The 13,796-nt window shown below is 63.0% G+C and carries 12 protein-coding genes; 8 read left to right on the top strand and 4 right to left on the bottom strand.

Features of this window, described 5'->3' with window-relative positions:
• Positions 1 to 12 precede the first annotated feature (12 nt).
• Both BQ4436_RS01170 and BQ4436_RS01165 read left to right on the top strand, forming a co-directional pair.
• Positions 13 to 633: an ATP-dependent Clp protease proteolytic subunit gene (locus BQ4436_RS01170; RefSeq protein WP_070362028.1), complete on the top strand. Its 621-nt coding sequence runs from the start codon at positions 13 to 15 to the stop codon at positions 631 to 633.
• Positions 634 to 823: 190 nt separating this feature from the next.
• Entirely contained in the window at positions 824 to 2,119 is a 1,296-nt protein-coding gene (locus BQ4436_RS01165; protein ID WP_255366079.1) for an MFS transporter, read from the top strand.
• On the opposite strand, the gene BQ4436_RS12110 is transcribed toward BQ4436_RS01165, so the two are convergent.
• Positions 2,116 to 2,703 carry a hypothetical protein gene (locus BQ4436_RS12110; protein WP_176754779.1) on the bottom strand — a complete coding sequence of 196 codons (588 nt, stop codon included), beginning with the start codon at positions 2,701 to 2,703 and terminating at the stop codon, positions 2,116 to 2,118. The two genes, BQ4436_RS01165 and BQ4436_RS12110, sit on opposite strands and share 4 nt — an antisense overlap.
• Positions 2,704 to 2,752: 49 nt before the next feature.
• Positions 2,753 to 3,523: an alpha/beta fold hydrolase gene (locus tag BQ4436_RS01155; protein WP_070363448.1), complete on the bottom strand. Its 771-nt coding sequence runs from the start codon at positions 3,521 to 3,523 to the stop codon at positions 2,753 to 2,755.
• Between the two features lie 126 nt (positions 3,524 to 3,649).
• Between BQ4436_RS01155 and clpX the strand changes: the two genes are divergently transcribed.
• Positions 3,650 to 4,927: an ATP-dependent Clp protease ATP-binding subunit ClpX gene (gene clpX, locus BQ4436_RS01150; protein WP_070362031.1), complete on the top strand. Its 1,278-nt coding sequence runs from the start codon at positions 3,650 to 3,652 to the stop codon at positions 4,925 to 4,927.
• Positions 4,928 to 4,943: 16 nt separating this feature from the next.
• Here the strand turns inward: clpX and BQ4436_RS01145 are convergent, their stop codons facing one another.
• Positions 4,944 to 5,741: a TetR/AcrR family transcriptional regulator gene (locus BQ4436_RS01145; RefSeq protein WP_083290888.1), complete on the bottom strand. Its 798-nt coding sequence runs from the start codon at positions 5,739 to 5,741 to the stop codon at positions 4,944 to 4,946.
• Positions 5,742 to 5,934: 193 nt separating this feature from the next.
• Between BQ4436_RS01145 and BQ4436_RS01140 the strand changes: the two genes are divergently transcribed.
• From BQ4436_RS01140 to BQ4436_RS01125, 4 genes are read left to right on the top strand one after another with little or no spacing between them, the layout of a single operon-like run.
• A complete protein-coding gene (locus BQ4436_RS01140) occupies positions 5,935 to 6,921 on the top strand; it encodes a malate dehydrogenase (protein WP_070975229.1) in 987 nt (328 codons plus the stop codon).
• 42 nt (positions 6,922 to 6,963) lie between these two features.
• Positions 6,964 to 9,672, top strand: coding sequence for a valine--tRNA ligase (locus BQ4436_RS01135; RefSeq protein ID WP_070975228.1), 2,709 nt, complete (start codon positions 6,964 to 6,966; stop codon positions 9,670 to 9,672).
• Positions 9,673 to 11,169 (top strand): bifunctional tetrahydrofolate synthase/dihydrofolate synthase, encoded by a 1,497-nt coding sequence (locus BQ4436_RS01130; protein WP_070975227.1) that lies wholly within the window; start codon positions 9,673 to 9,675, stop codon positions 11,167 to 11,169.
• A complete protein-coding gene (locus BQ4436_RS01125; RefSeq protein WP_070975226.1) occupies positions 11,166 to 11,600 on the top strand; it encodes a DUF4233 domain-containing protein in 435 nt (144 codons plus the stop codon). The genes BQ4436_RS01130 and BQ4436_RS01125 overlap by 4 nt, the downstream gene beginning before the upstream one ends.
• Here the strand turns inward: BQ4436_RS01125 and BQ4436_RS01120 are convergent.
• Positions 11,597 to 13,063, bottom strand: a complete 1,467-nt coding sequence (locus tag BQ4436_RS01120; RefSeq protein ID WP_070975225.1) for an AMP-binding protein — start codon at positions 13,061 to 13,063, stop codon at positions 11,597 to 11,599. The two genes, BQ4436_RS01125 and BQ4436_RS01120, sit on opposite strands and share 4 nt — an antisense overlap.
• A gap of 72 nt (positions 13,064 to 13,135) precedes the next feature.
• On the opposite strand from BQ4436_RS01120, the gene ndk reads away from it, so the two are divergent.
• Positions 13,136 to 13,546: a nucleoside-diphosphate kinase gene (gene ndk, locus BQ4436_RS01115; protein ID WP_070478404.1), complete on the top strand. Its 411-nt coding sequence runs from the start codon at positions 13,136 to 13,138 to the stop codon at positions 13,544 to 13,546.
• Positions 13,547 to 13,796 lie beyond the last annotated feature (250 nt).

Here is a 13,796-nt window from a genome sequence, read left to right as displayed (position 1 = left end):
GAGAATTTACGTATGTCTTTCCAAATGCCTTCCTCCCGCTACGTGCTGCCACAGTTCTTGGAGGAGACTTCCTTCGGCACGAAGCAGATCGACCCATACGGCAAGCTTTTCGAGGAGCGCATCGTCTTCCTGGGCACCCAGGTCGATGACACTTCCGCGAATGACATCATGGCGCAGCTGCTGGTGCTGGAGTCTCAGGACCCGGACCGCGACATCACGATGTACATCAACTCCCCGGGTGGCTCGTTTACCGCGCTGATGGCGATTTACGACACGATGCAGTACGTCCGCCCGGACGTGCAAACGGTGTGCCTCGGCCAGGCTGCGTCCGCTGCGGCGGTCATCCTTGCCGCTGGTGCGCCGGGGAAGCGCGCTGCGCTGCCGAACTCGCGGGTGCTGATCCACCAGCCCGCGACGCAGGGTACCCAGGGCCAGGTTTCTGACCTCGAGATCCAGGCCAATGAGATCGAACGCATGCGCCGCCTGATGGAGGACACACTCGCGCACCACACCGGTCGCACTGCGGAGCAGGTCCGCATCGATACGGATCGCGATAAGATCCTTACCGCGCAGGAAGCTGTCGAGTACGGCATCATCGACCAGGTCTTTGATTACCGCAAGCTGAACGGCTAACTTCTGATCGCTTTTCGACGCCACCAAGGGTAACCGGGTGGCGTCTTTTTGTGTGCTTGACCAAGCGTGAATAAAAGGGCGCGAATAGACAGACCGTGCGGTACATTCTTCACACATCTGCGAAAACACGACACGTGAAGATAAAGGAAAGAGCGCGGTGGATATCAGAACTTCCATTAACACTCGGCCGATGAGTCCGTACCAGTGGCTGATCATTGCCGTCATTACCTATTTGAACGCCCTTGACGGCTATGATCTCGTCGCAACCGCATTTGCGGCGCCGCACCTGGCGGAGGAGTTCGCGATCGGCTCGTCCCTGCTGGGTTGGGTGCTGTCGGCAGCGCTGCTCGGCGTTGGTGTCGGCGCGGCGGTCTTCGGGCCGGCGGGGGATCGATGGGGGCGTCGAAACGTGATTCTTGTGGCGCTGCTGATTGATACCGTGGGCCTGCTCCTGTCGGGCTTCGCGGGGAGTACCGCGGCGTTTATCGCGTGGCGCTTCGTCACTGGTGTGGGCGTGGGCGGCGTGCTCGCGTGCGTGACCGTGCTGGTCAGTGAGTATTCTAACGACCGGTTCCGTGGGCTGGCGATGGCGGTCTACGCGTCGGGGTACGGCGTTGGCGCGACGCTGTGCGGCGTGCTGGCGTCCAAGGTTGTGGAGAGCCACGGCTGGCACTCGATATTCTTCGTGGGCGCGGCTCTGTCTGCCGTGGCGCTGGTGCTTGCAACGGCGTTGCTGCCGGAGTCAGTGGACGTGCTCGCGAGTCGCGGGGATGCTGCGCGCGTTGAGCGTATCGCACGCCGCATTGGGCACGGGGGAGCAGTGGTTCCGGCCCAGACGAGCGCCCCGGCTTCCGCCTCGGGCGCACTGCGCGCAATCGTCTCCCCAGTATGGCTGTCGACGACTGTACGGATCTGGATTGCATTCTCGCTGATCAGCTTTGGTTTTGCCTTTGCTAATTCCTGGACGCCCAAGTTGCTCAACGAACTGGGACTGTCCGCGCAGCAGGGTATTTTCGGCGGCATCATGATCGCGTTCGGCGGCACGATCGGCTCGCTGATCTTCGGAGTGATTACCACGCGTGTTGACGCCCGCGTGCTGCTCATCGCCTTCGCCATCGGTGGCGCGGGCGCGTTGGTGGCCTTCATCTTCTCCGCGGGCGCGTCGTTCGTGGCGTTCCCGCTGGGCGTACTGGTTGGTATGTTGCTGAACGCGTGCGTTACTGGCATGTACACCGTGACTCCGGCGTCCTACCCGACGCACTTGCGGGCGACCGGCGTTGGAGTGGCGTTGGCTGTAGGGCGAGTTGGTTCGGTCTGCGGACCACTGCTCATCGGCTACCTCGCCGAGGCCGGGCTGGGGCCACGTGGACTCTACATCGTTGCAGCAGGCGTGTTCGTGTTGAGCGCGGTCGCCCTGGTAGGACTGCGTGCGCCGTCCGCGAAGCCGGTCGTCGTCAAGAAGCCAGCGGAGGTGCTGCAGGCTTAAGGGCAGTACGGGACCGCGTCGCGCACCGCGGCCGGTGCGGAGGTGAAGTCCTTACGGTCCCAGCAGGCGTTGCCTTCGTGCTCGCCGACGGGGTCAACGGATGCCCAAGAGTTGCCGTTGGAAGCCCAGAAGTACTCCTGGCCGTTCGGCATCACGGTGCGGGCCCAGTCGCCGTCGCAGAAGGTGCTGTATTCGTCGCTCGCTGACTGCTGGCCCTGCTTCGGCCACGCGCACGTCGCGCCGTTCTGTGGGGCGGGCTCGGCAGGCTGTACCGGCGCGGGCTCGTCGCTGTCATCATCGCTAGAGGAGGCAGAAGAGCTCGACTTTTTCGAAGAACTCGAGGAGCTAGACGAGCTTGAGCTCTTCTTCGACGTGCTCGTCGATGTCTTCGTCGAGGTGGACGTCTCGGTCTCGGTCGCGTCCTCGTCATCATCGTCGGGCGCCGGGCTTGTCGACGTCTCCTTCGCCGGGAACGAGATCTCAGGCTCCGCCAAACGATCCTCCGGCGACGAGTTACACCCGGCCAACAGCGTCGTGCACGTCAAGAGTGCGGCAAGCACAAGTTTGGGCCGGGTGTTCATCACTAGGGGATCCTTTCTGACAGACTTCTGCGTCTAGCGTAGCCGACAAATCTTAGCCCAAAAACTTCAGCAGCGCTTCATTGAACGGAGCAGGGTTCTCGATGGGCACCTGGTGCGAGCCCGGCTCAATGACCACAGACTCCACGGGGCCTGCGACGCCGTCGGCGATTTCGGCCAGTTTGTCCGGGCCGGTACCGGCGTCGCCGGTGGCCGCGATGGTCAGCACTGGGCAGGTGATCTGATCCAGGTGGGAAGCGAAGTCCCACTTTGCCAAGGCATCGCCGTTTTGGGCGTAACCCTCGGGGTCGATGGCGCTGACCATGTCGTGGATGCGCTCGACTTCCCCTGGGTGGGCGTCGATAAATGCTGGGGTGAACCAGTTAGGAATGAGCATGTCGGCGATGGGGCCCATGCCTTCCTCCCGTGCGATGCGCGTGCGCTCGTCCCACTGCTCATTGCCACCGAGGTAAGTCGCGGTGCAAGCGAAGACAGCCTTCTCCACGCGCCCGCTGTACGCCGCAAGATACTGCGCAATGGCGCCGCCGAGGGAGAGGCCGACAACGCTGAAGCGGTCGACCCCCTCGCGGTTGAGTGCGCTCAAGATATCCTGCGCAAGCAGCTTCACGGTTGCGGAGCTGGGAGCCACCTGGGCGACGTCGGAGCCGCCGTGCCCGCGATGATCGACCGCGATGACACGGTGGTGCTTCGCCAGTTCAGGAATCTGCTTCGACCAGGATTCGTGCGTCGTCGCGATGGAGGAGAGGAGCACCACGGTGCTGGTGTTGTCTTTATTGCCGTATTCCACAGTATGTATATGCGTCATGCGCTCCATTGTGCCCTTGATCGCCACGATGCGCGACAACGTGCGAGAGTGTGTGAGTTTGACGTACCCGCTAAGCTCTAAGGTCAACCCTTAGGCGAGACGAAGAAGCTGGAGTCCAACGCATCTATGGCAACATCCCAAAACACCTCAAACCTGTTGAAGTGCTCCTTTTGCGGCAAGACGCAGAAGCAGGTTCGCAAGCTTATTGCCGGTGGCGGAGTCTACATTTGTGATGAGTGCATCGAGCTGTGCAACGAAATCATCGAGGAAGAACTCGGCGGGGCGCAGGCTGAGCAGGATGAGGCTGCGGATCGGCTGCCGAAGCCAAGTGAGATCACCAAGTTTTTGGACCAGTACGTCATCGGGCAGGACTCGGCGAAGCGCACGCTCGCGGTGGCGGTGTACAACCACTACAAACGCATCCGGGCGGAGTCGGAGAATGTAACGAACCGCAAGCGTGATGAGGAAGTGGAAATCGCGAAGTCGAATATTTTGCTGCTGGGGCCGACGGGCTCCGGCAAGACGTACCTCGCGCAGTCGCTTGCCAGGATGCTCAACGTGCCATTCGCAATTGCCGACGCCACCAGTCTCACCGAGGCGGGGTACGTCGGAGAGGACGTCGAAAACATCTTGCTGAAGTTGCTGCAGGCCGCGGACTTCGACGTTAACCGGGCGCAGCACGGCATCATCTACGTCGACGAGGTAGACAAGATCTCCCGCAAGTCCGAGAATCCCTCGATTACCCGCGACGTGTCCGGCGAAGGCGTGCAGCAGGCACTGCTGAAAATCCTGGAGGGCACGGTCGCGTCCGTGCCGCCGCAGGGCGGGCGCAAGCACCCGAACCAGGAGTTCATCCAGATTGATACGACGAACATCCTGTTCATCGTCGCCGGTGCGTTCGCGGGCTTGGACAAGGTGATTGCGGAGCGCGTGGGCAAGAAGGGCATTGGCTTCGGGGCGGAGATTGACTCGAAGCAGGAGCGCGACGAAGCCAACATGCTGGCGCAGGTGCAGCCGGGTGACCTGGTGAAGTTCGGCCTCATCCCTGAGTTCATTGGGCGCCTGCCGATCATTGCGAACGTGGAGAACCTCGACCGCGACGCCATGGTGCGCGTACTCACCGAGCCTAAGAACTCACTGGTGAAGCAGTACAGCCGCCTCTTTTCGATGGACGGCGCCCAGCTCACGCTCACCGAGGACGCCCTCGAGGAGATCGCGGACCGCGCTGCCGAGCGCAACACTGGCGCCCGTGGCCTGCGCGCCATCATGGAGGAAGTGCTCGTGCCCATCATGTACGACCTGCCCGACCGCGAGAACGTCAGCGAAGTCGTCATCAACGGCGACGTGGTGCGGGGCGCTGCAGAGCCGCAGTTCGTGGAAGCGGAAGGGCAGCGCTCGGCGTAAGGCTGCCGAGTCGCAGCTAGTAGATGTCGTAGAGGTCGTCGCTGGCGCCGGTGCCTTCGCTGTCCGGCAGGGGAGTGGCCTCGAGGTAGCTTTCGTAGCCCGAAGGCGCGATGTTGGATGTCAAAAACGCCAGCACGGTATCAATAACCATGCGCCGCATCCCTTCGACGTTTCGCGGCTCGTCGAGGTCGAGGTGGCTCGTAATTATCGACGCCGCGTTGCCCGATACCCGCAGCGTGCTCAGCGCCGTGAGCAGCGCGAGTACGTCATCGGCGGAGATCCCCGGCCGGAAGGCGCCGGCGTCCTGGCCCACGAGCAGGAGGCGCTCGACGTGCAGCGTGATCTCGCTGCGGCCGTGCACAATGTCCGCTGAGGCGTCCTCGAGGACCGGCTCGAGCCGCTCACGAATGAGCAGCTGAACTGCCTCGGGGTTTTCCTGGAAGGAGTGGAACATGCTGTCTACGAAGCGGCGCATGCCGTCAACCGGGACTGCGTAGGAGCGCTGCAGGATCTCTTCGGGTGGAGCCAGGCGGTCGAGCGCGCGCCTGATCGTTTTTGCGTAGAGGCCCTTTTTGTCGCTGAAGTGGTAATGGATCATCCTTTTCGACATGCCGGTTTCCTTCGCGATGGCACCCAGCTTTGTTTGGGAGAAGCCACCGCGGGCGAACATGTCGAGGGCGATGTCAACAACACTGTCGATTTCTGCGTTGATATCTGGTTCAGGTGCTTTGATACTCGCCGAGGTGGGGTCGGTGGGGAAATCCATCGTTGTATCCGCTCCTGAATTACTACGCATGCGTGAATGTTGGCTCATTGGTGACATCTACTTTTCTCTATGATGCCCCCATTTGAGAATTTGCACCGTGCAAAACGGGAATTTGTCTGCCTTACTATGCCTTTTAGGCCTAAAGGGGGGAGGGTATGCACGATTTCGGGGGTAGTGCGTCGGTTGTACTACCTATACTTTGAATGTCAGATACCGCACACTATTCACCCGAGGTTTTTCTATGACACACCATTCTTCCACTCCCGTTAAAGTCGTTGTCACCGGCGCAGCAGGCAACATTGCGTACTCCCTGCTGTGGCGTATTGCCTCCGGCGACGTCTTCGGTGCGGATCAGCCGGTCGAGCTGACACTGCTCGAGATCCCGGCAGCTGTCCGCGCGGCGGAGGGCACCGCGATGGAGCTGCACGACTCTGCCTTCCCACTCGTGACTGGCATCAACGTTTCCGATGACCAGCTCAAGGCATTCGAGGGCGCAAACGCCGCATTCCTGGTTGGCGCGAAGCCACGCGGTAAGGGCGAGTCCCGCGCGGATATGCTCACCGCGAACGGCAAGATCTTCGTCGAGCAGGGCAAGGCCATCAACGCTGGCGCTGCGGACGATATCCGGGTGCTCGTCGTGGGCAACCCGGCGAACACCAACGCGCGTATCGCTGCGAAGGCCGCGGCGGATGTCCCTGCCGAGCGCTTCAACGCCTTGATGCGACTGGACCAGAATCGCGCACTATCCATGCTGGGCCAGAAGCTGGAGGTGCCGTCGTCGACAATTGAAAAGATGGTGGTGTGGGGCAACCACTCGGATACTCAGTTCCCGGATGTGACCTTCGCTGAGGTCGGCGGCGAGAAGATCGCCGACAAGCTGGACCGCGACTGGTACGTCGACGAGTTCATCCCGCGCGTTGCCAAGCGTGGCGGCGAGATCATCGAGGTTCGCGGTAAGTCCTCGGCGGCCTCGGCTGCGTCTGCGGCGGTTGACCACATGCGTGACTGGGTCAACGGCACCGACGGCAAGTGGACGACGGCAGCGCTGCCTTCCTCCGGCCAGTACGGTGTCGAGGAGGGGCTGCTTTTCGGCTTCCCGGTGATTGGCCGCGATGGCAAGTGGGAGGTCGTCGAGGGGCTGGAGATCAGCGACTTCCAGCGCGAGCGCATCGACAAGAACGTCGAAGCGATGCGCGGCGAGTGGGAGATTGCCTCCAAGCTTTTCTAACCGGTCGCGCCTACTGGAAGTTGATGGCTAAGATAGTCAACCGTGACTGACGCGACTGAACATTTGGTAGGCAAGAACCGAGCCGATGCGCTCCCGAAGTCTTGGGAGCCCGGCGAACACGAGCAGGCTTTGTACGAGGGCTGGGTGGAGAAAGGATACTTCACCGCCGACGCTTCCTCGGACAAGCCTGCTTATTCTGTGGTGCTGCCCCCGCCGAATGTGACGGGCCAGCTGCACATGGGCCACGCCCTGGACCACACGCTTATTGATGTTATGGTGCGCCGCAAGCGCATGCAGGGCTACGAGGTGTTGTGGCTGCCGGGTATGGACCACGCGGGCATCGCTACGCAGACAAAGGTCGAGGCGAAGCTGAAAGCTGAGGAAGGCAAGGACCGCTACGACTACGGCCGCGAAGAGTTCGTGGACAAGGTGTGGGAGTGGAAGCACCAGTACGGTGGCACGATTACCACGCAGATGCGGGCGATTGGTGACTCCGTGGATTGGTCGCGCGAGCGCTTCACGCTTGACGACGGCCTCTCGCGCGCAGTGCAGACCATCTTTAAGCAGCTGTATGACGCCGGAATGATCTACCGCGACTACCGCCTGGTGAACTGGTCGCCGGTGTTGGAGACCGCGGTGTCCGACATCGAGGTCGTTTATAAGGATGTTGAGGGCGAGTTCGTCTCCATCCGTTACGGCTCGCTCAACGACGACGAGCCGCACCTGGTCGTTGCCACGACCCGTGTTGAGACCATGCTTGGCGACGTCGCCATTGCCGTCCACCCGGACGACGAGCGCTATACGGACCTGGTTGGCCAGGAGTTCGACCACCCGTTCCGCGATGACCTGAAGATTCAGGTGATCGCCGACGATTACGTCGATATGGAACTGGGCACCGGCGCGGTGAAGATCACGCCTGCGCACGACCCGAACGATTACGAGATGGGCCTGCGCCACAACTTGGACATGCCGATCATCATGGACGAGACCGGCCACATCGCCGATACCGGCACCAAGTTCGACGGTATGAGCCGCGAAGAGGCGCGCGTCGCGGTGCGCGAGGCGCTGGCGGAGCAGGGGCGCATCGTCAAGGAAGTGCGCCCGTACGTGCACTCGGTGGGCCACTCGGAGCGCTCCGGCGAACCGATTGAGCCGCGTCTGAGCTTGCAGTGGTTCGTCAAGGTTGAAGAACTGGCGAAAATGTCCGGCGACGCGATCCGCAACGGCGATACGAAGATTCACCCGGCGTCGATGGAGAAGCGCTACTTCGACTGGGTGGACAACATGCACGACTGGACGATTTCGCGACAGCTGTGGTGGGGCCACCGCATCCCTATCTGGTACGGCCCGAACGACGAAGTGGTCTGCGTCGGCCCTGACGAGGAGCCGCCGGCTGGCTACACCCAGGACCCGGACGTGCTGGATACCTGGTTCTCCTCTGCGCTGTGGCCGTTCTCGACGCTCGGCTGGCCTGAGAAGACGCCGGATCTGGAGAAGTTCTACCCGACGTCCGTGTTGGTCACCGCGTATGACATTTTGTTCTTCTGGGTTGCCCGCATGATGATGTTCGGCACCTTTGCTGGAAAGAACACCCCTGAGATCCTCGGCGAGGGGGTTGACGGCCGCCCGATCATCCCGTTCACGGACCTGTACCTGCACGGCCTGGTGCGCGACGAGAAGGGCCGCAAGATGTCGAAGTCCCTGGGCAACGGCATCGACCCGATGGATTGGGTCGAGCGCTACGGCGCTGACGCGCTGCGCTTCGCCCTTGCGCGCGGCGCGAACCCGGGCGTGGACTTGCCGATCGGTGAGGACAACGCCACGTCCGCGCGTAACTTCGCCACCAAGCTGTACAACGCGACCCGCTTCGCTCTGATGAACGGCGCAGCGGTTGGTCCGCTGCCGGCCCGCGAGGAGCTGACGGACGCCGACCGCTGGATCCTGGACCGCGCGGAAGAAGTCCGCGCGAAGGTCGACGCCTACTTGGACGACTACCAGTTCGCGAAGGCGAACGAGGATCTCTACCACTTCGCGTGGGATGAGCTGTGTGACTGGTACCTGGAGATCGCAAAGACCCAGATCCCGCGCGAGGGCGAGACCGCGCAGGGCCGTAACACGCAGATCGTGCTCGGCCGCGTGCTCGACGTGGTGCTGCGCCTGCTGCACCCGACGATGCCGTTCATCACCGAGGTCCTGTGGACCGCGTTGACGCAGCAGCCTTCGGTGACACAGGCGCCTTGGCCGACTGCGGAGGACACCAATGGTGGCGTCGAAACGGATGATGTGGCGCGCCGCAGGATCCAGGATGCGATCAAGCTGATTACCGAGCTGCGTCGTTTCCGCGCTGACCAGGGTGTGAAGCCGAACCAGAAGGTGCCGGCGAAGCTTGACTTTGCCAAGGCGGACCTGGCTGGGCTGGAAAACGTTATCCGCGATATCGCGCGGGTGGAGACGCCTGCTGAGGGCTTTGCGGCGTCGGCAAGCATTGAGATGCGCCTGAGCCAGGCGACGCTCGACGTGGCGCTGGACACCTCCGGCACCGTCGACGTTGCGGCCGAGCGCAAGCGCCTGGAGAAGGAACTCGCGGCGGCGGAGAAGGAGCTCGATACCACTGGCCGTCAGCTCGGCAATGAGCAGTTCCTGGCGAACGCGCCGGAGCAGGTCGTTGAGAAGATCAAGGTGCGCCAGCAGGTTGCGAAGGAAGAGTTCGCACGTGTGACGGCGCGCCTGGCGCAGCTGCCGGAGGCGTAGATGGCCGACAATGCTGACCTGCCGGAGCTTCCGGAGCTACCCGAGCAGTTCGATATCTCCGTCGAGGAGTCCGGGCTGCGCCTGAACCTGGGCGCGCCGCAGGCGGAGGAGACGGAAGACGTCGTCGCGCGCGAGGTCACGCCTGAAGACCTTGTAGCGCTGCGCGAAGTGCAGCAGCAGCTCGAGGAGCGCTGGGGTGAGACGCAGATCGACCCGACGCTCGAGCGCGTCGAGTACGTCATGGACCTGCTGGGGTCCCCGCAGCGTTCGTTCAAAGCGATTCACGTCGCGGGGACGAACGGGAAGACGTCGACAACCCGGATGATCGAGTCGCTGCTGCGCAGCCTCGGGCACCGGGTGGGGCGCACGACGAGCCCGCACCTGCAGTTGATCACCGAACGCATCGGGATCGACGGCCAACCAGTCCACCCCGCGGACTTTGTGCGCATTTACGAAGAGATTCAGCCGTACCTTGCGATGGCTGACGACCACTTCGGCCAGCCGCTGAGCTTCTTCGAAGCCATGGTGTGCATCGCCTACGCCGCGTTTGCCGACGCCCCGGTGGACATCGCCGTGGTGGAAGTCGGCATGGGTGGCCGCTGGGACGCAACCAACGTGATCGACGCGGACGTCAACGTGATCATGCCGATCGGCATCGACCACACGCAGTACCTCGGCGACACGATTGAGCAGATCGCGGGCGAGAAGGCCGGCATCATCACGAATCCGGACTCCGTCACGGTCATCGCAGATCAGCAGCCGGAGGCCATGCGTGTGGTGCTGGAGCAGACCGTCCAGGTCGGTAGCGCGGTGGCGCGCCTCGGCTCCGAGTTCGGCGTTGAGGAAGCCGGGGTGGCCGTCGGAGGCCAGCAGCTACGGCTGCGCGGGCTCGCCGGCAGCTACGACGACATCTTCCTGCCGCTGTCCGGCCCACACCAGGCCCGCAACGCGGCCGTCGCGCTCGCGGCGGTCGAGGCATTCCACGGTGCGCACGCCGAGCACCCGCTCAACATCGAGGCAGTGCGGGAAGGCTTTGCGGCGGTCCGCTCTCCGGGCAGGCTCGAGCGAGTGCGCGCTACACCCACCACGTTTATCGACGCCACCCACAACCCGCACGGCGCAACCGCCCTCGCGGAGGCACTGCAGCACGACTTCGACTTCACCCGACTCATCGGCGTGCTGGGCATCCTCGGTGACAAGGACGCCGCTGGCATTTTCCAGGCGCTAGAACCGGCGCTCACGGAAGTCGTGATTACGCAGAACTCCTCGCCACGCGCGATGGAGGCCGAAGACCTTGCCGAGATCGCCCGCTCCATCTTCGGCGATGAGCGCGTGCACGTGCAGCCGCACCTGCCGTCCGCCTACGAGCTGGCCGTTGAGCTTGCCGAGGACGCCCTTGCAGAAGTCGGCGTGCAGTCCGGCTCCGGTGTGATCATCACCGGCTCCGTCGTGACCGCGGGGGAGGCCCGCACCATGTTTGGAAAGGACCCAGAGTGAGCAGAGAAAAACGCCAACCGCCGATCAGCCCGCTCGGGCTCGGGCACGAGCCGGTCAAGGACCCAATCGCAGGACTGCGCGGGGTGCTCTCCGGCACGCTGATCATGGAATCGATCACCGTGCTGCTCATCCTGCTCGTGATTCTTAAAGTCGACGGTGGCGCCTACTGGACCACGTTCAACTGGGTGTACATCGTGGTCATCGGCGTCGCCCACGCGGTGATGGCGTTCGCGCAGAAGGTGCCGGGCGCGATGTGGATTAACTTGGCCCTGCAGGTGCCGCTCATCTTTGGGTTCTTCGTGCACTGGTCGGTCACGGTGGTTGGCCTGATGTTCGGCCTGGTGTGGTTCTTCATCGTGAAGCTGCGCTCCGACATTGTGCAGCGCATGCGTGGCGGCTACCTGACCACGCAGCACCTGGACGCCGACTAGAGTTCGCGCCGCAGAATTTTCCCCGCCGCGTTGCGGGGGATGTGATCCGTGAAGGTGACTTCACGGATCTTTTTGTATCCGGCCACCCGCTCGGCGACCCACTCCATGATTTCCTCGCGGCTCAGCGTAGCGCCGTCGGCGACGACGATGCAGGCGCGCGGGACTTCGCAGTCGACCCCGTGAGTGCGCACGATATGGCGGACGACGGCGGCGTCGGCAACCGCGGGGTGGGTGCGTAGCAGCGCCTCGAGCTCAGTGGGGGCGACGTGGAAGCCCTTGTACTTAATCACTTCTTTCGCCCGGTCGACGATGTAGACGGTGCCGTCCTCAGCCAGCGTGACGATATCCCCCGTGTGCAGCCACCCACCACTGATCGTCGCCCGAGTTGCCTCAGGGTCGTTGCGGTAGCCCCGCATCACCTGCGGGCCCCGGATGAGCATCTCACCGGGTTCGCCGGGGGTGACGTCGTGGCCGTCGCGAAGGTCGACGATGCGGAACTGCGTGTTCGGCACCGCGAACCCAATCGAGCCCGGCTTCGACCTCCCAGCGATGCCCACGTGGGTCACCGGGGACGTCTCCGTGGTGCCGTAGCCCTGCAGGATCACCGTGCCGAGCCGCTGCTCAACGCTGTCCGCCAACGCATCGTCCAGCGGGGCGGCGCCGCACACCATGAACCGGGAGTCCGCGAACGCCTCCGCGGTCGCCTCAGAGTGTCGTGAGAGTGCGAGCGCGATCGGCGGGGCAATAAAGCCCAGCTCAATATGGTGGCTTCGCTGCGCCTCAATAAACGCTCCCAGGTCGAAGCCTGCCATCGTGTGAATATGGTGGCGCGCGTAGAGCGACGACAGCAGCAGCGTGTTCAGCCCGTAGATGTGGGCGAACGGCAGCGGCGCCAGTGTCGAGGTGCCCGCGCCGATGCCGCTTGCGCGCAGCGCGGCCGAAAACTGCAGCATGTTCGCGCACAGGTTGCGGTGCGTCAGCTCGACGGCCTTCGGCAAACCGGTGGTACCGGAGGAAAAGGCAACCGCGGCGATATCTTCCGGCCCGGCTGGGGAGGCCCTGTGCTCGGCAGGTTCGGTGGGGGCGATGGGGGCGTCGAGAAGAACTTTGGCCTCGGCGAGCGCGCAGAGGTGGTCACGTTCGGCAGCAGTGAGACTCGTCCCCAACAAGCTTGCCGACGCCCCCACCTGCACCAACGCGAGGAAAGTGACTGCGAAATCGATGCCGTTGGGCAGCTGCACCGCGACGCAATCCCCGGGACCGATGCCGCGGTGGCGCAACGTGGCGGCGAGCGCCAGCACCTCCTGGTGAAGCTGCGCATAGGTCACGCTGCGCCCCGTCTCGACTTCCGTGAGCGCCGGCGCCGACGCATGCTCGCCGAGGTTGCCGAAGAGCAGATCGGTGATGGAGCGCGCTCGCGTGCCGACGTCCGGAATTGGCGGCAGGGGACTCTCATATGTCATGGAGCAAACTTTAATCACCCCCACATCAAGATGTTCGCACCCGGTGGTTGTTGTTTAGTAGGGTAGGGAGACATGACTGAACGTACACTGATTTTGATTAAGCCAGACGGCGTTGCAAACGGCCACGTCGGAGAGATCATCTCCCGCATTGAGCGTAAGGGCCTCAAGCTGGTCGAGATGGACCTGCGCACCGCAGACCGCGAGACCGCTGAGAAGCACTACGCAGAGCACAAGGACAAGCCGTTCTTCGGTGAACTCGTTGACTTCATCACCTCTGCTCCGCTGGTAGCGGGCATCGTAGAGGGCGAGCGCGCTATCGAGGCTTGGCGCCAGCTCGCCGGCGGCACCGACCCGGTTGCCAAGGCAACCCCTGGCACCATCCGCGGCGACTTCGCCCTGACCGTTGGCGAGAACGTCGTCCACGGTTCCGACTCCCCAGAGTCCGCCGAGCGCGAGATCGCAATCTGGTTCCCGAATAAGTAAGAACCACGCTTCAACCGCCCATCCTGCTGTACATGGCAGGGTGGGCGGTTTTGTTGTGTTGGCGGCGGTTTCAGCTTTGAGCATATTGCTCGTGTGGAGGTATTAAAAGAGTGCGATGCTGGTCGTTGGAAACAGATCAGGGTAGGTCAAAAGACGCGACCTGCATCGCACGCTTCTAATCGCACGCTTTGAGTGGTGGCGTTGGAATAGGCGCAGTCGGCGTCGTGTGTCACAATGGAGGCAAGCTTTT

The organism is Corynebacterium sp. MC3 (assembly GCF_900099485.1).
Classification (GTDB): Bacteria; Actinomycetota; Actinomycetes; order Mycobacteriales; family Mycobacteriaceae; genus Corynebacterium; species Corynebacterium pseudogenitalium.
The sequence above is the reverse complement of the archived record's forward strand: the minus strand, read 5'-3'. Positions and strand labels throughout refer to the sequence as shown.

What these genes read in the sequence shown, in the direction of transcription:
- BQ4436_RS01170 (WP_070362028.1), top strand. Translation starts at nt 13, where the DNA reads ATGTCTTTCCAAATGCCTTCCTCCCGCTACGTGCTGCCACAGTTCTTG.
- BQ4436_RS01165 (WP_255366079.1), top strand. Translation starts at nt 824, where the DNA reads ATGAGTCCGTACCAGTGGCTGATCATTGCCGTCATTACCTATTTGAAC.
- BQ4436_RS01155 (WP_070363448.1), bottom strand. Translation starts at nt 3,523, where the DNA reads ATGACGCATATACATACTGTGGAATACGGCAATAAAGACAACACCAGC.
- clpX (WP_070362031.1), top strand. Translation starts at nt 3,650, where the DNA reads ATGGCAACATCCCAAAACACCTCAAACCTGTTGAAGTGCTCCTTTTGC.
- BQ4436_RS01145 (WP_083290888.1), bottom strand. Translation starts at nt 5,741, where the DNA reads ATGAGCCAACATTCACGCATGCGTAGTAATTCAGGAGCGGATACAACG.
- BQ4436_RS01140 (WP_070975229.1), top strand. Translation starts at nt 5,935, where the DNA reads ATGACACACCATTCTTCCACTCCCGTTAAAGTCGTTGTCACCGGCGCA.
- BQ4436_RS01130 (WP_070975227.1), top strand. Translation starts at nt 9,673, where the DNA reads ATGGCCGACAATGCTGACCTGCCGGAGCTTCCGGAGCTACCCGAGCAG.
- BQ4436_RS01120 (WP_070975225.1), bottom strand. Translation starts at nt 13,063, where the DNA reads ATGACATATGAGAGTCCCCTGCCGCCAATTCCGGACGTCGGCACGCGA.
- ndk (WP_070478404.1), top strand. Translation starts at nt 13,136, where the DNA reads ATGACTGAACGTACACTGATTTTGATTAAGCCAGACGGCGTTGCAAAC.